Here is a 21164-nt window from a genome sequence, read left to right on the forward strand (position 1 = left end):
CCACCCCCACCCGGCGTTCCCCCCGGTAAGGAGCCGTACCGGCCGAGGAAAGGAAGTACCCCGCATGAGACGTCCCCCCCGACGATCCGGTGGCAGACGGCTGCTGGCCGTCGCCGCCGCCCCCGTCCTGGCCCTCGGCGCGCTGCCGGCGCTCGCCCAGGACGCGGACCCCGCAACCGCGGCCGACTTCCGCGCCCTGGTCTTCACCCGGGCCGTCGGCTACGTGCACGACTCCATCCCCGACGGCATCCGGATGCTGGAGGAGGAAGCCGCCGAGCACGGCTTCGAGATGGTGCAGACCGACGACCCGGCCGTCTTCAACGACGCCGAACTCGCCACCTTCGACGTGGTGGTGATGCTCCAGAACTCCGGCATGGTCTGGGACACCGACGAGCAACGGGCCGCCGTCCGGAGCTACGTGAACAACGGCGGCGGCATCGCCGCCATCCACAACACCCTCGACATGGGCATCGAGGAGGAGTTCCCCTGGTGGGACGACCTGGTCAACGGCGGCGCCCACATGCCCTCGCACTCCCCCGGCGTGCTCCAGGGCACCGCGCACGTCGCCGACCGGGTGCACCCCTCGACCAGCTCCCTCGACGAGATCTGGGAACGACCGGAGGAGTGGTACAACTTCGACCCCAACCCGCGCGGCGAGGTCCATGTGCTGGTCACCGCCGACGAGTCGACCTACGACCCGGGCGGCGACGCGATGGGGCACGACCACCCCATCTCCTGGTGCCGCGAGGCACAGGGCGGCTCGGTCTGGGCCACCGCGATGGGCCACGACGCGGCCTCCTACACCGAGCCGGCGTTCCGCGACCACGTGGTCGGCGGCATCCGCTGGGCGGCGGGTGACCTGCCGGGCGACTGCGGCGGCACCGTCTGGAGCAAGTTCGACAAGGTCCCGCTGGACGAGAACACCGTGGACCCGATGGAGCTGGACGTCGCCGAGGACGGCCGGGTCTTCTACGCCCAGCGCGGCGGTGAGCTGAAGGTCTTCGACCCGACCACCAACGCCACCACGGTCGCCGGGGTGTTGGACGTCTACACCGGCGGCGAGGACGGGCTGGTCGGGCTGGCCCTGGACCCGGACTTCACCGAGAACGGCTGGGTCTACCTCTACCACGCGCCGGCCGACAGCGCCGAGGACGTCAACCGCCTCTCCCGGTTCACCGTCGAGGGGAACACCCTCGACCCGGCCAGCGAGGAACCGCTCCTCGACGTGCCCGCCTACCGGGACCGGACCTACCCGGAGCCGGGGCACACCGGCGGCAGCCTGGCCTTCGGCCCGGACGGCAGCCTCTACCTCGCCACCGGCGACGACGTGCCGCCCAACCTCTCCAACCACTGGCAGGGTTGGGCGCCGCTGGACTGGCGGCCGGGCGAGGAGATGCTGGACGCGGCCCGCACCTCGGGCAACACCGACGACCTGCGCGGCAAGATCCTGCGGGTGCTGCCGTCCGACGACGGCGGCTACACCATCCCCGACGGCAACCTCTTCGCCGAGGACACCGAACGGACCCGGCCGGAGATCTACGCCATGGGCTTCCGCAACCCGTTCCGCTTCTCCGTGGACCCCCAGACCGGCCACCTGCACGTCGCCGACTACGGCCCGGACCGCGAGGGTCCGGCCACCGAACGCGGCCCGGAGGGCCTGGTCGAGTACAACATCATCACCGAACCGGGCAACTTCGGCTGGCCGTTCTGCCACGGCGACAACCAGCCGTACGCGCCCTACGACCCGGACACCGGGGCGGTCGGCGAGAAGTTCGACTGCGACGACCTGACCAACCCCTCCCCCAACAACACCGGCCTCAGCCAGCTGCCGCCGGTCCAGCACCCCGAGATCTGGTACGGCTACGGCCCCTCGGCGGACTTCCCCGAGCTGGGCGAGGGCGGCTCGGGACCGATGGCCGGGCCGGTCTACCGCTACGACCCGGACAACCCCTCGCCGACCAAGTTCCCCGCGTACTACGACGGCGCGCAGTTCCTCTACGAGTGGACCCGCGACTACGTCAAGGAGATCCGGCTGGGCTCCGACGGCGGCGTGCTGAAGATCAACGACTTCCTGCCGACCGAGGAGTTCACCAAGCCGATGGACCTCACCTTCGGTCCCGACGGCTCGCTGTACGTCCTGGAGTGGGGCAGCGCGTTCGGCGGCGGCAACCCCGACTCCGGGCTCTACCGGATCGACCACACCCCCGACGGCCAGGCGCCCCGCGCGGTGGCCAGCGCCTCGGTCACCAACGGGCCGGCGCCGCTGACGGTGGAGTTCGACGGCGCCGACTCCACCGACCCGGCCGGCGGCGACCTCACCCTCGCCTGGGACCTGGACGGTGACGGCACCGAGGACGCCACCGGCGCCCGCGTCACCCACACCTACCAGGAGCCGGGCGAGTACACCGCGCAACTGCGGGCGACCAACCCGGCCGGCGTCACCGGCTACGCCAACATCCCCATCACCGTGGGCAACACGGCGCCCACGGTGACCGTGGACCTGCCGACCGACGGCCAACTCATCGACTTCGGCGACCAGATCCCCTACCGGGTGACGGTCACCGACCCGGAGGACGGCGAGATCGACTGCGAGCGGGTCCTCGTCAACCCGGCCCTGGGCCACGACGACCACGAGCACCCCACCACCGACCTGCGGGGCTGCTCCGGCACCGTGGACACCGGCGACCTCGGCGGCCACCCGGAGGGCGCCGACCTGTGGTACGTGCTCAACGCCCGCTACACCGACCAGGGCGCGGACGGCACCGGCGCGCTGACCGGGTACGGGCGGGCGGTGCTCCAGCCGAAGCACAAGCAGGCCGAGTACCACCACGACCAGTCGGGCACCCGGATCGTCGCCCAACCGGACGCGGAGAACGGCCAGCGGATCGGCGACATCAGCGACGGCGACTGGATCGCCTTCGAGCCGATGAGCGTCGAGGGCGTGGCGGGCGTCAGCTACCGCTACTCCTCGCCGGACGGCGGCGGCGCCATCGAACTGCGGGCCGGCGCACCGGACGGCGAACTCCTCGCCACCACCCCGGTCCCGGCCACCGGGCACTGGGACACCTACCAGCTGACCGAGCCGGTGCCGGTCGCCGAACTGGCCGGCACCCACAAGCTGTTCCTGGTCTTCACCACCCCGACGGACAACGCCTTCGACGTGGACGCGGTCTCCTTCACCACCGACCCCTGACCCGGCCGGGCCCGCCCGCGCCACGGCAACCGCGTGGCGTGGGCGGGCCCGGACGCGGCTCAGCGGTCCTTCCGCAGTCGCGCCGTCACCCGTCGGCCGGTCTCGGGGTAGAGGGGCCCGGAACAGCTGAGGCCGAGGGCGGTGGCCAGGTCACGGCCGTGCAGGTCGACCACCGACTCGGCCAGCCAACAGAACGTGTCCATCGCCGCGCGGCCCCGGCGGACACCCACGACGAGGGTCGTCGCGGCGATCAGCAGGGCCGGCCACCACCAGACGGCCAGCGCCAGGTAGAGCGGGGACCAGGCGACGAGTTGGGTGGCCGCGTCGTAGCCACGCCGGGCGGTGCGGAGTTCGGCGCGGGTCTCCTCCGGGCACACGAGCCACAACCGGGGCCAGGCCGCGGCCAGGTCCAGGCCGTAGGTGGCGAGGATCCGCTGGTCCGTGGCGGCGACCCGGTCCCCGATCCAGGTGGGGTGCCCCGGCGGAACCAGGCAGACGCGGTCCCGTTCGGCGATCCGCAGGGCGGGGGTGCGGTCGTCGGGGTCCGACGCGCCGGTCAGGGCGCGCCGCGCGGCGTGTTGCCGCCAGGCCTCCCTGACCCGCTGGTCGGCGGCCGCCCACCGCGCCCTCCGGCGTTCGGTCAACCCGGTGGCGAGCCGGCGCGCACCCCGCGGCCAGGTACCGAGCCAGATCCGGTCGACGACCGTGCCGAGCGCCCGGACCAGGAGACCGACAGCGGTGGCGAGGAGCACGATGCCCGCCGCCACCGCGAGGCCGGCGCCGAGGGCGCGCTCGTCGGGGCCGGAGGCCCAGGCGTCCAGCCGGTCGGCGACCGCCGGCAGGTCGTACCAGCGGGCGTGGCCCAGGACCAGTCCGGTGCCGGCGGCGCCGAGGAAGAGGAGGCCGGTGGGCATGAGGTAACTGAGCCAGCGGGTGGCGAGGCTCTTGCCCAACTCGGAGAGGAGGGCGTTCATGCCGGCGGTGGGAGCAGCCGCATGGGGAGGCCGTGCAGCCGGCAGTCGCGGGGCAGCTCGGGCGGGTCGTCGAGCAGCACCGCCCGGGGGCAACGGCTGACCGGGCAGACCAGAGCGGCTGGGACGGTGGGATGCCCCGGCGTCGGCGGGATACCGCCGACGCCCACCCCCCGGGTGATGCCGTTGAGTCCACCGGCGACCCCGGCGCGGCGCAGCAGGCGGTGCAGCTCGTCCTGGGCGGCCGAGATGTCGCCGCCCTCCCTGAGTCGGGCGAGGACGCCTTCGGCCGCGCCGCGCACGGCCGGCCCGGCGGCCGCGGTGAGGGCGCGGATCTGCTCCAGCTCGGCACAGATCCGGCCGAGCGTGGCCCGCGAGGACGTCGGGTCGCCGTCGTTCGGCGCCGTCGTTCCTGGCATCTGTTTCCCCCCTTGCCATGCTCACAGCACGTGATGGAATGATAGTAAAGCTGCGAAATGGCGTGTCGCGTAGAGGAGTTGTGGTCCGGCACCCGGGGGTGGGAGATGTTCGGCCGGCGTCGACGGCGGAGGAAGGCCGAGGGCGAGCAGGCCCAGGCGCGGATGGTGATGGCCGCCATGATGTTCGGCTCCGCACCGCCGAACAGCCGGGATCTGGAGGAGTTACGGAACATCGCGCTGCGGCGCCCGCTGGATCTCGGCGGGACGAGCGACCCGGCCCGCCTGGTGGGCATCAACTCCGCGTTGGACGGCGCACCGGTCACACACCTCGACGTGCGGGACCTGGCCGCGGGTTCGTCGGCGCGGCCGCCGCTGGGGAGCGGCGGGAGCCCCCGGGCCCCGTCGGCCGGTCCCGCCTCGCCCTCCGAGGTGGCGGCCATCAGCCGGGGGGAGCAACTGCACGCACGGTTCGACGCCACCCATGATCAGCGCTACCTGGACGAGGCGGTCGCGGTCTTCGAGAGCCTGCTGGACTCGCGTCCGGTCGCCGAGTTGCGGGCCGCCGCACTGAACGGCCTGGGCAAGTGCCACTGGTCGCGGTTCGAGGCGTTGAGCACACGGGACGACATCGACCGGGCCGTGGTGCGGCTGCGCGAGGCGCTGGGCGTCATCCCGGAGGGCCACCGGATGGTGCCCGCCCTGCGGGCCAATCTGGCCGGGGCGCTCACCACGCGCTGGGGCACCACGGCCAGGCCCGAGGACCTCGACGAGAGCATCGACGAGATCAGGGAGGCGCTGCGGGCCACGGCGGTCGACGACCCCATGCGGGTCTCGCGCCTCAACCACCTGGGGATCGCGCTGCTGAAGAAGGTCAACTCCCTCGGGGACTCGTCCGCGCTCAACGAGTGTGTGGCGACGCTGCGCCGGGCCCTGGACGAGGGCCGGGCGACGGCGGAGCCGGCCCAGGTCACGGCCGCCGTCTCCAACCTGTCCGAGGCGCTGCGACTGCGCCACAGCATGACGGAGGGCGGTGACCTCGAAGCCCTGGCCTCCGCCGCCGGGTTGGCGAGGCAGGCGGTGGCCGCCACGCCCACGTCCGACCCGCTGTGGGCGCGCTTCCAGTCCAACCTGAGCATCGTGCTCACAAACCTCTACCTGGCGCGTTCGGAGAGCGCCGACCTCGCCGAGGCGGTGGCCGCCTCCCGGCGGGCGCTGGCCGCGACCCCCGAGCGGCACCCGAACCGGGTGGAGCGGCTCGTCGCCCACGCGTGGCTGGCCCGGCTCCAGTTCGAGCGTTCCGCCGGGCTGGCGCATCTCACCGGCTGGCGGCCGGCGTCGCGCCCGCCGCCGGGCCTCCCCGAGCCGCTCTCCGGGCGGGGTCGTGAGCTGTTGCGGGCCGCGGTGCGGGCCGCCGAGGACGCCCTGGCCGCCACCCCGCCGGGGCACCCGTCGCACACCGGCAACCGGCTCTTCCTCGTCTCGGTGCGTTCCCTCCGTGACCTCACCTCCGGCGACGCGCGGCCGCGGGACGACCGGGAGACGGCGCGGGAACTCAGCGCGATCGCCCGGGACGCCGGCCAGCCGACCCGCGAGCGCCTGTGGGCGGCGCGGCAGTGGGCGGCGAACCGGCTGCGGGCAGCGAGCACCCTGACCGGGGCGGCGTCCTTCCGGGCCGGGGAGGAGGCGCTGACCGCCTTCGACCTGGCCACCGAGCTGTTGCCACGGACGGCAGCGCGGTCGCTGCCGCAGAGCGACCGGGAGCGGTTGCTGGCGCAGTTCGTGGGGCTCGCGCGGGACGCCGCCGCCGTGGCGTTGCGCGCTCCCGAACCAGCGCCTGAGCGGGCCTTGCGCATGCTGGAGAACGGTCGGGGCGTGCTCCTCGGTCAGGCCATCGACGCCCGTGACGACGTGCACGAGCTGCGCTCGCGGGACCCGCGACTGGCCGATCGCTACCTGGAGTTGAGCCGCGCGCTCGACCGCCCGGAGGCGGGCGGCTTCCTGTCGGCCCCGGTCCTGCCCGGGATGGCCGGCTTCCCGAGCGGCGGGAGCGCGCCCGATGGGGCGCCCCTGAGTGGACAGGATCGGCACGCGCTGGCCGCCGCGTGGGACGCGCTGGTGGAGACGGTGCGCGCGACGCCCGGGTTCGCCGGCTTCCTCCGGCCGCCCACCCCCCGGGAGTTGGCGCGTGCCGCCGCCCCGCACGGTCCGGTCGTCGTGCTCAACACCAGCCCGTTCGGCTGCGACGCGCTGCTCATCGAGGGCGGGCGGGTACGTTCCGTGCCCCTGCCGGACGTCGCGTACGTCGATCTGCTCGGCCGGGCGGGCAGGTTCGTCGAACTGCTGGGCAGGGCCGGCGACCCGGCGCTGCCGCTGGTGGAACAGGCGGCGGCCCAGCGAGGGATCGTCGAGACACTCGGGTGGTTGTGGACGGCGGTGGCCGAGCCGGTCCTGACGGCGCTCGGCCGCACCGCCCCGCCCGTCGAGGGCCAGGCGCCGCCCCGCGTGTGGTGGATTCCGACGGGCCCGCTCTCCCTCTTCCCACTGCACGCCGCCGGGCTGCCCGACACCCCGGGCGCCAGCACCCTGGACCGCGTCGTCTCGTCCTACGCCACCACGGTCCGCGGCCTGCTGCGGGCTCGCGCCAGGCCCGTGGTCGGGAGACGTTCCGTACTCGCCGTCGCGCTACGCGGCGCCGCCGGGGTGCCCGACCTGCCGCGCGTCGACCTGGAGTTGGCGCGACTGGCCGAGCGGCTGCCGCTCGCCCGCACCCTGACGGGGGCGGCGGCGCGGTACGAGACGGTGCTGGAGGCGCTGCCCCGGCACACCTGGACGCACATCGCCTGCCACGCGGTCAGCCCGGCCGACGCGACCTCCGGCGGGCAGCTGCTGCTGTACGACCACGGCAAGCGGCCGCTGAGCACCGGCGACATCGCCCGACTGCGCCTGGAGCGGGCGGAGTTGGCGTATCTGTCGGCCTGCGACACCGTGCGCGGGCACGAGGCGCTCGCCGACGAGGCCCTGCATATCGCCGGCGCCTTCCACACCGCCGGTTTCCGGCACGTGATCGGGACCCTGTGGCCCGTGGACGACGAGGAGGCGGCCGAGATCGCCGACGCCTTCTACGCCCGGGTGGCATCGGGACACGCGCTCGGCGACGCCTCCGGCTCCGCCCGTGCGCTGCACGCGGCCGTGCGCGCCCGGCGAGCGGAGAACCCCCACACGCCCACGCTCTGGGCGGCCCACCTCCACTACGGCGCATAGCGGTTGCCCGCGGTGCGCCGAGCGCCAGGGACGGCGCCCGGGTGTGGAGCGGGCCCGCCGCACGCTCTAGGCTCACGGCGGGCCGAACGGGCCCGTGGTGCGGAGGGAGCGTGCGGGTGTACGAGAGAGCGCTGGGCGAGGACGGGGCGTGCCTGCGGCCGCTGGAGCCGTGGCGGGCCGAGGAGTTCCTCGCCCACCTCGACCGGGGGCGGGAGTTCATCGGCCGGCACGTGGGGCTGCCGGACCTCGTCCCCGACCTGCCGGCCGCCGGGCGGTTCCTGCGCACCTACGCGGACCGGGCGGCGGCCGACACCGGCTGTCTGCACGGGATCTGGGCCGAGGACCGGCTGGTCGGCGGGGTGCTGCTGCGCACCATGGACGTCGCGCAGGGCACCGCGGAGGCCGGCTGCTGGCTGGAGCCGGCGGCGGCCGGCCGCGGGCTGGTGACCCGGGCCGCGCGGCTGCTGATCGACTGGGCGATCGAGGAACGCGGCATCCACCGGGTGGAGTGGCAGGTCGCCCCCGGGAACGTGCCGAGCATCGCGGTGGCCCGCCGGCTCGGGATGACCAGGGAGGGCGTCCTCCGGCAGAACTACCTCTACCGCGGCCGCCGCCGGGACACCGAGATCTGGTCCGTCCTCGCCCCGGAGTGGCGCGCCAACCGCGCGGCCGCGTGAGGGCGTGGCGACGGCGTGCCGGCAACGCCCGGGCATATGCGCGGGGTTGATGGGCGCATGCCAGGAAAAGACCGGGCCCGCCCTCTGGCGAACGCGCGTAGATCTCGGGCACCATCCTGAACCAGCGGGCCCGCCCGCGCCGTTCCACCGCCGCCCCCACACGGCGGCCCCCGCCGCACCCGCTCCACCCGCACGGCCCGACCGAGACCGTCTCGGCCGTCCCCGGGTCCCGGGGACGGTCCCCCCACCCTGGAGGGTTTCCCGGATGCGCATCCGTTCCGTTCTCAGCGTCCTCGCGCTCGCCGGCGCCTCGCTGTTCGTCGCGCCCGCCGTCGGCGTCGCCGCCGACTCCTCGACCGCCGCCACGACGACCGTCGCCGTCGCCGTCGAGGAGGTGGCGCCCACGGTCACCAAGCTGTCGCACGCGGAGGCCACCGCGCGCTTCTCCTCGTCCGGCATCACCTGGTCCTCGTCCGGCGGCTGTTCCGACCGCAACACCCCCACCTGCACCTCGTTCGAGCAGCTCAACCTGACCTCGGCGCAGGGCGCCCAGACGCTCAAATCGGCGAGCGGCTGCGCGCTGAACATCACCGGCGGCACCGAGACCGGGCACGCCGGCGGCACCTACAGCCACTGGAACGGCTACAAGCTGGACTTCGGCCTCAGCAGCTGCCTCAACTCCTACGTCACCAACACCTTCACCTACATCGGCCAGCGCGGCGACGGCGCCGCGCTCTACGAGTCCGGCTCGGGCAACGTCTACGCCCTGGAGGGCAACCACTGGGACGTCACCTACTACAACTGCGGCGGCTGCTGACCCGGCCCCGGCTCCGCCGGGTCGTCGCGCCCCGGCGGGGTGGTGCGCAGCCGCAGCACCATGGTGAGCCCGCCCCCCGGGGTGTCCTCGGCGTCGAGGGTGCCGCCCATCGCGGTCACGAAGCCGCGCGCGACGGCGAGGCCGAGGCCCACCCCGTCGCCGCGCGGCGCGTCGCCGAGCCGCTGGAACGGCGCGAAGATGCGTTCCTTCGCGGCGTCCGGCACCCCGGGCCCCCGGTCCACCACCCGCAGCTCCACCCAGCCGGGCACCGTGCTGGCGGTGACCAGCACCGGCCGGTCGGGTGGACTGTGGGTGACCGCGTTCTCCACCAGGTTGGCCAGCGCCCGCTCCAACAGGCCCGCGTCCAGCGGCACCAGCGGCAGGCTCTCCGGGACGCGCGGCACCGCCCGCCCCGCCGGCACCCCGCGCAGCGCCATCGGCACCACCTCGTCCAGGTCGGTGGGGCGCAGCACCGGGGTGACGGTGTCGGTCCGCAGCCGGGAGAGGTCCAGCAGGTTGCCGACCAGGTGGTCCAGCCGGTCGGCACCGTCCTCGATGGCGGCCAGCAGCTCGGCCTGGTCGGCCGGCGACCAGGTGACGTCGGCCGAGCGGAGCGAGGAGACCGCGGCCTTCACGGCGGCCAGCGGGGTGCGCAGGTCGTGCGAGACGGCGGCCAGCAGCGCGGTGCGGATGCGGTTGCCCTCGGCCAGCGAACGGGCCGCCCTGGCGTCGGCCCGCAGCCGCTGGTGGTCCAGCGCGCCGGCGGCCCGCGCGGCGAAGGCCGCCAGCACCCGGCGGTCCTCGGCCGGCAGCACCCGGCCGTGCAGGGTGAGCGCCCGCCGGTCGCCGACCGGCACGTCCACGTCGGCGTCCTCCGGCCGGTCCGGCCCCGGGCCGCCCACCTCGGCGACCCGGGTGAACCCGCCGTGCGCGTCGTCCCGTTCCCACAGCGCGACGGAGCCGGTGGCGAAGGTGCGGCTGATCCTGGTCAGCAGCTCCCGCGGGCCGGTCTCGTCGCGCACCCCGCCGGCCAGGAAGGCGAGGATCTCCGACTCGGCGCGCAGCCGCGCGGCCTGCTGGGCCCGCCGGGCGGCCAGGTCGACGACGGAGGCCACCGAGACGGCGACGCCGAAGAAGACCACCAGGGCCAGCAGGTGGTGTGAGCCGGCGACGTCGAGGGTGTGCGCCGGCTCGGTGAAGAACCAGTTGAGCAGCAGCGAGCCGGTGGCGGCCGAGGCGAGCGCCGGCCAGCGGCCGCCCAGCAGCGCGGCGGCCACCACCAGGGTGAGGAAGAGCAGCACGTCGTTGGCGAGGCCCACCTCGAAGGTGAGGCCCTGGAGCACGGCGGTCAGCAGCACCGGGCCGAGCACCGCCACCAGCCAGCCGCCGACCGTCCTGGGCCGCCCGAGCCGGGCGCCCCGGGCGGCCGGCAGGCCGCGGCCCTTGCCCATCCGGTCGTGGGTGACCAGGTGGACGTCCAGGTCGGGGCCCGCCTCGCGGGCCACCTGGGTGGAGATGCCGGGCCCCAGCACGTACTGCCAGGGGCGGCGGCGGGAGACGCCGAGCACGATCTGGGTGGCGTTGGCGCCGCGCGCGAACTCCAGCAGCGCGGCCGGGATGTCGTCGCCCCTGACGTGGTGGTAGGTGCCGCCGAGGCCCTCCACCAGGTCGCGCTGGGCGGCGAGTTCCTCAGGTGAGCCGGCCGACAGTCCGTCGTCACGGGCCACGTAGACGGCGAGCACCTCGCCGCCGGCGCCCTTCTCCGCCAGCCGGGCGGCGCGCCGGATCAGGGTGCGGCCCTCGGGGCCGCCGGTCAGGCCGACCACGATCCGTTCCCTGGCCTGCCAGGTGGCGTGGATGTCGTGCTCGCCCCGGTAGCGGCGCAGGTACTCGTCCACCCGGTCGGCGACCCAGAGCAGCGCCAGCTCGCGCAGCGCGGTCAGGTTGCCGGGCCGGAAGTAGTGGGCGAGCGCCGCGTCCACCTTCTCCGGCGCGTAGACGTTGCCGTGCGCCAGCCGGCGGCGCAGCGACTCCGGCGCCATGTCGACCAGCTCGACCTGGTCGGCGCGGCGCACCACCTCGTCGGGCACGGTCTCCCGCTGCCGGACGCCGGTGATGCCGGCCACCACGTCGCCCAGCGACTCCAGGTGCTGGATGTTGACGGTGGAGACCACGTCGATCCCGGCGGCCAGCAGCTCCTCGACGTCCTGCCAGCGCTTGGCGTGCCGGGAGCCGGGGACGTTGCTGTGCGCCAGCTCGTCGACGAGGGCGACCGCCGGCCGACGGGCCAGCACGGCCGCGACGTCCAGCTCCTCGAAGACCGTCCCCCGGTGGACCAGCCGGGCGCGCGGTATCTCCTCCAGGCCGCGCAGCAGTTCCCTGGTGCGGGGGCGGTCGTGGTGCTCGACCAGGGCGACCACGCAGTCGGTACCGCGGGCGGTCCGGCGGTGCGCCTCGGCGAGCATCGCGTAGGTCTTGCCGACGCCGGGGGCGGCGCCGAGGTAGATCCGCAGGCGGCCGCGGCTCACGGCCAGCTCCCGGCCGGCGGTGGCGCGGGCGCGGCCCCGGGCTCGGTCCGGGGCGGGGGCTCGATCCGGGCCTCGGGCTCGGTCGGGGGCCGGGAGGCGGACCGGGCGTCCGGGGCGGTCCCGGGCTCGGGAGCCGGCTCGGGCCCGGGGGCGGCCGGCTCGGCGGCCTGGCCGGGCTCGAAGCGGTAGCCCATCCCCGGCTCGGTGAGCAGGTAGCGCGGGTGCGCCGGGTCCGGCTCCAGCTTCCGCCGCAGCTGCGCCAGGTAGACCCGCAGGTAGTTGGTCTTCCCGCCGGACCAGCTGCCCCAGACCTCGGAGAGCAGCTGGGCCTGGGTGACCAGCCGGCCCGGGTTGCTGATCAGGATCTCCAGCAGGTGCCACTCGGTGGGGGTCAGCCGCACGTCGCGGCCGTCCCGCCTGGCCTTCTTGGCGAGCAGGTCGATCTGGAAGTCCGCGGTGGTGACCACCTCGGACTCGGCGGCCGTGCCGGGCGTGGCCCGGCGGACGGCGGCCCGCAGCCGGGCCAGCAGCTCGTCCATGCTGTAGGGCTTGGTGAGGTAGTCGTCGGCGCCGGCGTCCAGCGCCCGCACCTTCTCGGCGGAGGTCTGCCGGGCGGAGAGCACCAGGATCGGCACCCGGGTCCAGCCGCGCAGCCCGGTGATCACCTCGATGCCGTCCATGTCGGGCAGGCCCAGGTCGAGCACCACGATGTCGGGCTTGCGGGCGGCGGCCAGCCGGAGTGCCGCGGCGCCGTCGGGCGCGGCGTCCACGGTGTACTCGCGGGCCCGCATGTTGATCACCAGGGCGCGGGCGAGCTGGGCGTCGTCCTCCACCACCAGGACCCGGGTCATCTCGTCGCGACCTCCTCTCGGTCTTCCGCCCTGCCGGGCGGGGGCGTCGTGCGGACGGGGTGTGCGGACGGGCTCAGCGGTCGGCGACCAGCTCGTCGAGTGCGACATTAAGCCGCAGCACGTTGACCCGGGGCTCACCCAGGAACCCCAGGGCGCGTCCCTCGGTCTGGTCCTCGACCAGCCGGGCGACCCGTTCGACGGGCAGGTCGTGCTGTGCGGCGATCCGCCGGACCTGGAGCGCCGCGTAGTCGGGCGAGATGTGCGGGTCAAGACCTGACCCGGAGGAGGTGACCGCGTCGGCCGGCACGTCGGCCGGGTCGACGGGGTGCCCGGGGACGGAGTTGAACGCGACGACCTCCGCGCGGGCGGCGGCGACGGCCTCGGTCAGGTCGGGGCTGTCGGCCGCCAGGTTGGTGGCGCCGGAGACCAGCAGGTCGTACTGGGTGTTGACGCTGTTGGTGGCCAGGCCGTCGGCCGGCCGGGGCTGGAACCAGTGGGGGTCGGGCTCCGGTTCGGCCGCCGGGTCATCGAGGTCACCGGGGTCGTCGGGGAGCTGGTAGCGCTGCCCGATCAGCGCGGAGCCGACCTCCCGGCCGTCGGCGCTGACGGTGGAGCCGTTGGCCCGGTCGGGGAAGAACACCTGGGCGATGCCGGTGACGGCCAGCGGGTAGAGCACGCCGGTGAGCAGGGTGAGCGCCAGCAGGGCGCGCAGCCCGGCGCCGCAGCCGCGGGCGAGGTCGCTGAGGGAGTGACGCATGGCTTCCAACCATCCGATGGGATCTGTGGGTTGACTGAGTGGCCGAGGAGTCGGGGGGGTCAGACGAGGAGGGCGAGCAGCCAGTCGATGGCCTTGATCCCCAGGAAGGGGACGACCAGCCCGCCGAGCCCGTAGACCGCCAGGTTGCGGCGGAGCAGGGCGTCGGCGCCCAGCGGCCGGTAGCGCACGCCCCGCAGCGCGAGCGGCACCAGGGCGACGATGACCAGCGCGTTGAAGATCACCGCCGCGAGGATCGCGGTGTGCGGGCTGGCCAGCCCCATGATGTTGAGCCGGTCCAGCTGCGGGTAGGCGGCGGTGAACAGCGCCGGGATGATCGCGAAGTACTTGGCGACGTCGTTGGCCAGCGAGAACGTGGTCAGCGCGCCCCGGGTGATGAGCAGCTGCTTGCCGATCTCCACGATCTCGATCAGCTTGGTCGGGTCGGAGTCCAGGTCCACCATGTTCCCGGCCTCCTTGGCGGCGGCGGTGCCGGTGTTCATGGCGACGCCGACATCGGCCTGGGCCAGGGCGGGCGCGTCGTTGGTGCCGTCGCCGGCCATCGCCACCAGCCGGCCCTCGGCCTGCTCGCGCCGGATCAGGGCGAGCTTGTCCTCGGGGGTGGCCTCGGCGAGGAAGTCGTCGACGCCGGCCTCCTCGGCGATGGCGCGGGCGGTCAGCTGGTTGTCGCCGGTGATCATCACCGTGCGGATGCCCATCCGGCGCAGTTCGGCGAACCGTTCCCGCATCCCGTCCTTGACGGTGTCCTTGAGGTGGATCACGCCGAGCACCCGGGCGCCCTCGGCGTCGCGGACCGCGACCTGGAGCGGGGTGCCGCCGGCGGCGGCGATCCGGTCGGCGGTCCGGTCGGCCGCCACCGCCTCCGGGCCGCCGTGGTCGCGCACCCAGCGGGCCACCGAGGCGGCGGCGCCCTTGCGGATCCGCCGGACCGTCCCGGCCTCGTCGAGGTCCACGCCGGAGAGCCGGGTGCCGGCGGAGAACGGCACCCAGTCGGCGCCGGGGATCGCGTCCCGGTCGCGGGCCGGCAGGCCGTGGCCGTCCTCGGCGAGCCGCAGCACGGACCGGCCCTCGGGGGTCTCGTCGGCGAGCGAGGAGAGCTGGGCGGCGGCGGCCAGCTCCTCGACGGTCACCCCGCGCACCGGCAGGAACGCGGCGGCCATCCGGTTGCCGTGGGTGATGGTGCCGGTCTTGTCCAGCAGCAGCGTGGAGACGTCCCCGGCGGCCTCCACGGCGCGCCCCGACATGGCCAGCACGTTCCGCCGGACCAGCCGGTCCATGCCGGCGATGCCGATCGCGGACAGCAGCGCCCCGATGGTGGTGGGGATCAGGCAGACCAGCAGCGCGGTCAGCACCAGCAGCGAGGTCTGCTCGCCGGCCCCGGCGAAGACCGCGAACGGCCGGAGGGTGACGACGGCCAGCAGGAAGACGACGGTCAGCGCGGCCAACAGGATGGTCAGCGCGACCTCGTTGGGGGTCTTCCGCCGGGCGGCGCCCTCCACCAGGCCGATCATCCGGTCGATGAAGGTCTCCCCTGGCCTGGCGGTGATCCGGACCACGATCCGGTCGGAGAGCACCCGGGTGCCGCCGGTGACGGCCGACCGGTCGCCGCCGGACTCCCGGATGACCGGCGCCGACTCGCCGGTGATCGCCGACTCGTCGACCGAGGCGACGCCCTCGACGACGTCGCCGTCGCCGGGGATCACGTCGCCCGTCTCGCAGACCACCAGGTCGCCGACGGTCAGCCCGGTGCCGGGGACCCGTTCCTCGACGCGGCCGCCGGCGGCCAGCCGGCGGGCGACGGTGTCGGTCCTGGTGCGGCGCAGGCTCGCGGCCTGCGCCCGGCCCCGGCCCTCGGCCACGGCCTCGGCCAGGTTGCCGAAGAGGACGGTCAGCCACAGCCAGCCGGCGACGGCCCAGCCGAACGGGTCCCCGGGGTCGGTCAGGGCCAGCAGGGTGGTCGCGACGGAGCCGACGAGCACCACGAACATGACGGGTGCCTTGGCCATGGCGCGCGGACTCAGCTTGCGGAACGCCTCGGGCACGGCGGCGGCCAGGGTGGTCAGGCCGGTCGGGGCGCCGCCGGCCGGGCGGTCGGGCCCGGCGGGGGCCGAGGCGGGGTCGGCGGTGGGGGTCGTGGTGGTCATGCGGCGAGTCCCTCGGCGAGCGGCCCCAGCGCGAGCGCCGGGACGAAGGTGAGCCCGGACAGCACCAGCGGGGTCGCGGTCAGCAGGGCGGTGAACAGGGGTTTGCCGGTCCGCAGGGTGCCGGCGGTGGCCGGCGACCGGCGCTGGGCGGCCAGCGAGCCGGCCAGCGCCAGCACGAGGACGATCGGCAGCAGGCGGCCCAGCAGCATGGCCAGCCCCAGCGTGGTGTTGTACCAGGGGGTGTCGGCCGCCAGGCCGGCGAACGCGGAGCCGTTGTTGTTGGCGGCCGAGGTGTAGGCGTAGAGGATCTCGGAGAAGCCGTGGGCGCCGCCGTTGAGCGCGGAGTCCGGCGGGGTGGGCAGGGCCACCGCCGCCGCCGTGCCGACCAGCACCAGGGCCGGGGTGACCAGCAGGTAGCAGGCGGCCAGCTTGATCTCCCGGGGGCCGAGCCGCTTGCCGAGGTACTCGGGGGTGCGCCCGACCATCAGGCCGGCCAGGAAGACCGCGAGCACCGCCATGATCAGCATGCCGTACAGGCCGGAGCCGACGCCGCCGGGCGCGATCTCGCCCAGCTGCATCAGCAGCAGGGTGAGGCCGCCGCCGAAGCCGGTGAACGAGGAGTGGAAGGCGTTGACCGCGCCCGTCGAGGTGCCGGTGGTGGCCACCGCGAAGAGCACCGAGCCGGTGACGCCGAACCGGGTCTCCTTGCCCTCCATGGCGCCGCCTGCCAGCTCGGGCGCCGGGCCGGCGCCGTGGTGCTCGGCGGCCAGCGTCAGGCCGGCGAAGAGCAGCCAGAGCAGGCCCATCGCGCCCAGGATCGCGTAGCCCTGCCGGGGCGAGCCGACCAGCCGGCCGAAGGTCCTGGTCAGCGCGACCGGGATGAGCAGCAGCAGGAAGATCGAGAAGAGGTTGCTGACCGGCGTCGGGTTCTCGAACGGGTGGGCGCTGTTGGCGTTGAAGTAGCCGCCGCCGTTGGTGCCGAGGAGCTTGATGGCCTCCTGGGAGGCGACGGCGCCGCCGTGCCACTGCTGGGTGCCGCCGACGAACTGGCCGACCTGGTGGACGCCGGCGAAGTTCTGGATGACGCCGCAGGCGACCAGCACCACGGCCGCGACCAGGGCCAGCGGCAGCAGCACGCGGACGGTGCCGCGGGTCAGGTCGACCCAGAAGTTGCCGATCTCCCGGGTGCCGGTGCGGGCGAAGCCGCGCACCAGGGCGATGGCGACGGCCATCCCGACGGCCGCGGACAGGAAGTTCTGCACCGCCAGGCCGGCGGTCTGCACCAGGTGTCCCATGGCCTGTTCGCCGGCGTAGGACTGCCAGTTGGTGTTGGTGACGAAGGAGACCGCGGTGTTGAACGCCTGGTCGGCGTCGATGGCGGCGAAGCCGAGCGAGCCGGGCAGCACCCCCTGGAGGCGCTGCGCCAGGTAGAGGAAGGCGATGCCGACCAGCGAGAACGTCAGCACGCCGCGCAGGTAGCCGGTCCAGCGGGCCTCGACGTCCGGCCGTACGCCGACACAGCGGTAGACCGCCCGCTCGACCCGGAGGTGGCGCGGTGAGCTGTAGACGTGGGCCAGGTAGTCGCCGAGTGGTCGGTGGGCCAGGGCGAGTGCGCCGAGCAGCGCGGTCAGTTGCAGCGCCCCGGCGAGGTACGTGGTCATCGGGGGTGCCTAGAACCTCTCGGCGGCGAGCAGGGCTATGACGAGGTAGACCAGCAGAGCGGCGGCCACCAGCAGTCCGATGACGTCCTGGGGGTTCACAGCCGGGTCACCCCCTTGGCGACCAGGGCCACCACCAGGAAGGCGGCGACCGTGGTGAGGGCGAAGGCCAGGTCGGCCATCACGGCTCCTCGAAGAAGACGAGCGAATGTCTGAACAGGACCAGAGACTTCCACTCGCCGAACGTTTTGCGTCCTTTGTTGACGGTTTCCATATAGGCGGGGGGATGCCGTTGACGGAATCCCTACGCGACCGGCACACCCCGAGCGGCGCCGCCTCCCCGCTCAGCGGGTCTCCGGCCGTCAGGATGCGCATGTGTCCGAGGTCCTGACCGGCCAGTGGCCGATGTCCTGGAGCGTGCTGGCCTTCCTCGTCGCCGGCCTGGGCACCGTGCTGGGCAGCATCCGGCTGGCGACGCTCGGCGACGTGCTGGCCGACCGCACCGGGCAGGGCGAGGCGCTCTTCGGGGCGGTCTTCTTCGGCCTGGTGGCCTCGCTCTCCGGCATCGTGATGACCGCGGTGAGCGCCGCCGACAACCACCCCGACCTGGCCTACAGCAACGCGGTCGGCGGCATCGCCGCGCAGACCCTGGCAGTGGCGGCGGCGGACGCCGTCTACCGCCGGGTGAACCTGGAGCACGCGGCGGCCTCGCTGCCCAACCTGCTCTTCGGCTGCCTGCTGATCGGGCTGCTGGGGCTGGCCCTGATGGGCTCCTTCAGCCCGGCGGTGACGGTGCTCGGGGTGCACCCGGTCTCGCTGGTGATGGTGGCCTTCTACTGGGGCGGGCTGCGGCTGATCAGCGACCGGTCCCGGCCGATGTGGGTGGCGGTGCGGACCCGGGACACGGTGCCGGACCGGCCGCAGGCCGAGGAGGCCACCCGGGGCCGCCGCACCGGCTCGCTGTGGGCCGAGTTCCTGACCGTGGCGGGCCTGGTGGTGGTCGGCGGCTGGGTGGTGGCCCGGGCGGCGGAGACCTTCGTGGCGGTCAGCGGGCTGCGCGCCGGCTTCGTCGGCGCGGTGCTGATGGGCGTGGTCAACGCGCTGCCGGAGACGGTGACCGCGATCGCCGCGGTGCGGCGCGGCGCGGTCACCCTGGCCATCGCCGCGGTGGTCGGCGGCAACTGCCTGGACGCCCTGAACCTGGTCGTCGGCGACCTCGCCTACCGGGGCGGCTCGATCTACCACGCGGCCTCGGACGACCAGCTGCTGCTGACCGCCGGCGCGCTGGTGATGACCACCGTGCTGCTCGGCGGGCTGCTGGTGCGGCAGGAACGGGGCTGGCTGCGGCTGGGCTTCGACGGGGTGCTGCTGATCGTGATCTACGTGGGGACGGTGGCGGTGCTCGCCTTCTGACCGGCCCCGGCCGGTGCGGCGCGCGGCACGCTGGCCGCGGGGGGAGGTCCGTCCGGCGGGTGGCGCGGGCCGCCAGGCGGCCCGCGCCGACGGGTCACCCCTGGTGGCTGGCGCCGCGCCGGGCCCACCAGGGCTGGCGGGCGTCCTCGTGTGCCACGTGGTCGCCCGCTGCGTCGGCGGCGCCGTCCTCGGGGGAGTCGGGGGAGCCGTGGGAGTCGGTGGAGCCGTGGGAGTCGTGGGAGTCCTCGGTGCCGTCCGAGTCGTCCGCGTCGTGGTGGTCCGGGTCGCCGGGCGCGTTGCCGTCGGCGTCCCGGACGACCAGCATGCCGACCATGCCCATGTCCGAGTGGCTCTGCACGTGGCAGTGGTACATCCAGTACCCGGGCCCCACGCCCTCGCCGGCGATCACCTGGAAGCCGAACGAGTCGGCGGGCCCGCAGGTCTTGGTGTCGATGATCCGGCTGGGTTCGTCCAGGCGGGTCAGCAGCCCGGTGCGGTTGTCAGCCCAGCGGTGGCCGTGCAGGTGGAAGGTGTGGAAGAGCTGGCCGTGGGTGACCACCACGAACTCCACCCGCTCGCCGAGCGACGCCTCGAAGTTCGGCCCGAGCGGCAGGTTGTTCACCTTCATGTCGTTGAAGACGACGGTGAAGGTCTTCTCCGGCAGCACGTCGCCCCGGCGCCGGACCACCAACGGTCCGTAGAGGCCGCGCTGCAGGCCGCGGGTGCCGTGCCGGGAGCCCACCACGTGGTCGTGGTAGTGCCAGTAGCCGGCGCTGCCCGGGATCAGGGTGCCGTCGGCGCGGACGCCCGGCGCGTGGGTCTTCCAGTAGTGGACCCGGCTCGCGCCGGGCGCCACGGTGCTGTTGGTGTGCTCGGTGCCGTCGCTGTCGATGGTGAAGTCGACTCCGTGGACGTGCAGGCTGACCGGCACGTCCAGGTTGTTGACCAGTTCGATCTCGTAGCTGTCGCCCTCGTACATCTCCAGCAGCGGGCCGGGGATGGTCGCCTCGCCGGGCTTCAGGCCGTAGCCGGCGAGACCGTCGGCCAACTCCTCGGCGTAGAGGGTGATCCGCTTCGTCTTGCCGCCCCGGCGCGCGCCGCCGGGCGGGCTGGTGGCGGCGGCCACGCCTGGCGTGGCCAGGGCGGCCGCCGCCGCGCCGATGGTGAACGCCCGTCGGGAGAAACCTGGTCGCCGCATGTGCCGAGCCTTCCTCAACTCGCCGCCACCACCTCTGATGGCGTCTCAGCATGACCCGGAAGGCCATACTTTGAACACTTTAGTGAGGAAATGCTCATTTTCACGGAAGGGCGCCGGTCCCGACGGATGACGTTTTCCGGCGCCGCCCGGCGACCGGGCCCTACCCGTGGTGGGCGGCGCCGCCGTGCGCCGAGCCGGCGCCGGCCGCCCCCGCGCCGTGGTGACCCGGGTCGCCCGGCGCCTCGCCCGCGGCGTCGGTGACGATCAGCATGCCGCCCATGCCCATGTCCGAGTGGCTCTGCACGTGGCAGTGGTACATCCAGTGCCCAGGCCCGACCCCCTCCCCCGCGACCACCTGGAAGCCGAACGAGTCGGCGGGCCCGCAGATCTTGTTGTCGATGACCCGGCTGGGGTCGTCCGCGCTGGCCAGCAGCCCGGTCCTGTTGTCCACCCAGCGATGACCGTGCAGGTGGAAGGTGTGGTAGAACTCGCCGTGGGTGATCATCACGATCTCCACCCGCTCGCCGAGCGCCGCCTCGAAGTCGGGGCCGACCGGCAGGTTGTTGACCGTCATGTCATTGAAGACGATGGTGAAGGTCCGATCCGGCAGCACGTCGTCCTGCCGGCGCACCACCAGCGGCCCGTAGAGGCCGCGCTGCAGACCGCCGGTGCCGTGCTCGGTGCCCACGATGTGGTCGTGGTAGTGCCAGTAGCCGGCGCTGCCGGGTATCAGGGTGCCGTCCTCGCGCTCGCCGGGAGCGTGCGTGGTCCAGGTGTAGACGCGGCTCTCGCCGGGCGCCACGGTGCTGTCGGAGTGCGCGGTGCCGTCGTTCTCGATGGTGTAGTTCACTCCGTGGACGTGCAGGCTGACCGCCACGTCCATGGTGTTGACCAGTTCGATCTCGTAGGTGTCGCCCTCGTACATCTCCAGCAGCGGGCCGGGGATGGTCGCCTGCCCGGGCGCCAGGCCGTAGCCGGCCTGGCCGTCGGGGAGTTCCTCGGCGTAGAGAGTGATCGTCTTCACCTCGCTGACGCGGGGTGCGCCGCTGGCCCGGCCGGCGGTGGCGCCCACCGCGGTGGCGGCCAGACCCGCCGGGGCCAGGGCGGCCGCCGCCGCGCCGGTGGTGAACGCTCGCCGGGAGAAGCCTGGTCGCCGCATGTGCCGAGCCTTCCTCGTTCATCGTCAACGCCTCTGTTGGCGCCTCATGGTATGAGCACGACAAGAGTTTGCCCACCTTCAGGACAAAGTTTCTCCGATT

General features: G+C 74.1%; 15 protein-coding genes and 1 pseudogene. 5 read left to right on the forward strand and 11 right to left on the reverse strand.

The features are described from left to right. Positions 1-64: 64 nt before the first annotated feature. Complete coding sequence (locus RM844_RS25760; RefSeq protein WP_311669780.1) at positions 65-3193, forward strand: ThuA domain-containing protein; 3129 nt, start codon at positions 65-67, stop codon at positions 3191-3193. Positions 3194-3252: 59 nt separating this feature from the next. Here the strand turns inward: RM844_RS25760 and RM844_RS25765 are convergent, their stop codons facing one another. Both RM844_RS25765 and RM844_RS25770 read right to left on the reverse strand, forming a co-directional pair. Then, positions 3253-4167 carry a hypothetical protein gene (locus RM844_RS25765; protein ID WP_311669781.1) on the reverse strand — a complete coding sequence of 305 codons (915 nt, stop codon included), beginning with the start codon at positions 4165-4167 and terminating at the stop codon, positions 3253-3255. Further along, complete coding sequence (locus RM844_RS25770; RefSeq protein ID WP_311669782.1) at positions 4164-4583, reverse strand: hypothetical protein; 420 nt, start codon at positions 4581-4583, stop codon at positions 4164-4166. Before RM844_RS25770 ends, RM844_RS25765 begins: the two co-directional genes overlap by 4 nt. Positions 4584-4640: 57 nt before the next feature. On the opposite strand from RM844_RS25770, the gene RM844_RS25775 reads away from it, so the two are divergent. The 3 genes from RM844_RS25775 to RM844_RS25785 all read left to right on the forward strand — a co-directional run bounded on the left by RM844_RS25775 (position 4641) and on the right by RM844_RS25785 (position 9338). After that, a complete protein-coding gene (locus RM844_RS25775; protein ID WP_311669783.1) occupies positions 4641-7844 on the forward strand; it encodes a CHAT domain-containing protein in 3204 nt (1067 codons plus the stop codon). Positions 7845-7960: 116 nt separating this feature from the next. Further along, positions 7961-8521 (forward strand): GNAT family N-acetyltransferase, encoded by a 561-nt coding sequence (locus tag RM844_RS25780; RefSeq protein WP_311669784.1) that lies wholly within the window; start codon positions 7961-7963, stop codon positions 8519-8521. 265 nt (positions 8522-8786) lie between these two features. Next, complete coding sequence (locus tag RM844_RS25785) at positions 8787-9338, forward strand: hypothetical protein (RefSeq protein WP_311669785.1); 552 nt, start codon at positions 8787-8789, stop codon at positions 9336-9338. Here RM844_RS25785 and RM844_RS25790 read toward each other — a convergent pair. The 7 genes and pseudogenes from RM844_RS25790 to RM844_RS25820 form a co-directional block, all read right to left on the reverse strand. After that, positions 9317-11866, reverse strand: coding sequence for a DUF4118 domain-containing protein (locus RM844_RS25790; protein WP_311669786.1), 2550 nt, complete (start codon positions 11864-11866; stop codon positions 9317-9319). The genes RM844_RS25785 and RM844_RS25790 overlap by 22 nt on opposite strands. Positions 11867-12042: 176 nt before the next feature. Further along, a pseudogene (locus RM844_RS25795) lies at positions 12043-12717 on the reverse strand (response regulator); the annotation flags it as partial. Positions 12718-12790: 73 nt separating this feature from the next. Further along, the gene (locus tag RM844_RS25800; RefSeq protein ID WP_311669787.1) at positions 12791-13474 is read right to left on the reverse strand and encodes a potassium-transporting ATPase subunit C; all 684 of its coding nucleotides are present in this window, start codon (positions 13472-13474) and stop codon (positions 12791-12793) included. A gap of 59 nt (positions 13475-13533) precedes the next feature. Beyond that, positions 13534-15636 carry a potassium-transporting ATPase subunit KdpB gene (gene kdpB, locus RM844_RS25805; protein ID WP_311669788.1) on the reverse strand — a complete coding sequence of 701 codons (2103 nt, stop codon included), beginning with the start codon at positions 15634-15636 and terminating at the stop codon, positions 13534-13536. Further along, on the reverse strand, positions 15633-17297 hold the full coding sequence (kdpA, locus tag RM844_RS25810) for a potassium-transporting ATPase subunit KdpA (RefSeq protein WP_311669789.1): 1665 nt from the start codon (positions 17295-17297) through the stop codon (positions 15633-15635). Before kdpA ends, kdpB begins: the two co-directional genes overlap by 4 nt. 9 nt (positions 17298-17306) lie before the next feature. Beyond that, positions 17307-17396 carry a K(+)-transporting ATPase subunit F gene (gene kdpF, locus RM844_RS25815; protein WP_311669790.1) on the reverse strand — a complete coding sequence of 30 codons (90 nt, stop codon included), beginning with the start codon at positions 17394-17396 and terminating at the stop codon, positions 17307-17309. Continuing rightward, complete coding sequence (locus tag RM844_RS25820) at positions 17393-17530, reverse strand: hypothetical protein (protein WP_311669791.1); 138 nt, start codon at positions 17528-17530, stop codon at positions 17393-17395. The genes kdpF and RM844_RS25820 overlap by 4 nt, the downstream gene beginning before the upstream one ends. Before the next feature lie 169 nt (positions 17531-17699). On the opposite strand from RM844_RS25820, the gene RM844_RS25825 reads away from it, so the two are divergent. After that, the gene (locus RM844_RS25825; protein ID WP_311669872.1) at positions 17700-18707 is read left to right on the forward strand and encodes a sodium:calcium antiporter; all 1008 of its coding nucleotides are present in this window, start codon (positions 17700-17702) and stop codon (positions 18705-18707) included. Between the two features lie 94 nt (positions 18708-18801). On the opposite strand, the gene RM844_RS25830 is transcribed toward RM844_RS25825, so the two are convergent. Both RM844_RS25830 and RM844_RS25835 read right to left on the reverse strand, forming a co-directional pair. Beyond that, complete coding sequence (locus RM844_RS25830) at positions 18802-19905, reverse strand: multicopper oxidase domain-containing protein (protein ID WP_311669792.1); 1104 nt, start codon at positions 19903-19905, stop codon at positions 18802-18804. Between the two features lie 160 nt (positions 19906-20065). Then, complete coding sequence (locus RM844_RS25835) at positions 20066-21064, reverse strand: multicopper oxidase domain-containing protein (protein WP_311669793.1); 999 nt, start codon at positions 21062-21064, stop codon at positions 20066-20068. Positions 21065-21164 lie beyond the last annotated feature (100 nt).

Origin of the sequence: Streptomyces chisholmiae, assembly GCF_031845445.1 — a bacterium.
GTDB classification, from domain to species: Bacteria; Actinomycetota; Actinomycetes; order Streptomycetales; family Streptomycetaceae; genus Streptomyces; species Streptomyces chisholmiae.

What these genes read in the sequence shown, in the direction of transcription:
- RM844_RS25835 (WP_311669793.1), bottom strand. Translation starts at nt 21,064, where the DNA reads ATGCGGCGACCAGGCTTCTCCCGGCGAGCGTTCACCACCGGCGCGGCG.
- RM844_RS25765 (WP_311669781.1), bottom strand. Translation starts at nt 4,167, where the DNA reads ATGAACGCCCTCCTCTCCGAGTTGGGCAAGAGCCTCGCCACCCGCTGG.
- kdpA (WP_311669789.1), bottom strand. Translation starts at nt 17,297, where the DNA reads ATGACCACGTACCTCGCCGGGGCGCTGCAACTGACCGCGCTGCTCGGC.
- RM844_RS25760 (WP_311669780.1), top strand. Translation starts at nt 65, where the DNA reads ATGAGACGTCCCCCCCGACGATCCGGTGGCAGACGGCTGCTGGCCGTC.
- RM844_RS25785 (WP_311669785.1), top strand. Translation starts at nt 8,787, where the DNA reads ATGCGCATCCGTTCCGTTCTCAGCGTCCTCGCGCTCGCCGGCGCCTCG.
- RM844_RS25830 (WP_311669792.1), bottom strand. Translation starts at nt 19,905, where the DNA reads ATGCGGCGACCAGGTTTCTCCCGACGGGCGTTCACCATCGGCGCGGCG.
- RM844_RS25770 (WP_311669782.1), bottom strand. Translation starts at nt 4,583, where the DNA reads ATGCCAGGAACGACGGCGCCGAACGACGGCGACCCGACGTCCTCGCGG.
- RM844_RS25800 (WP_311669787.1), bottom strand. Translation starts at nt 13,474, where the DNA reads ATGCGTCACTCCCTCAGCGACCTCGCCCGCGGCTGCGGCGCCGGGCTG.
- RM844_RS25825 (WP_311669872.1), top strand. Translation starts at nt 17,700, where the DNA reads ATGTCCTGGAGCGTGCTGGCCTTCCTCGTCGCCGGCCTGGGCACCGTG.
- RM844_RS25775 (WP_311669783.1), top strand. Translation starts at nt 4,641, where the DNA reads ATGGCGTGTCGCGTAGAGGAGTTGTGGTCCGGCACCCGGGGGTGGGAG.
- kdpB (WP_311669788.1), bottom strand. Translation starts at nt 15,636, where the DNA reads ATGACCACCACGACCCCCACCGCCGACCCCGCCTCGGCCCCCGCCGGG.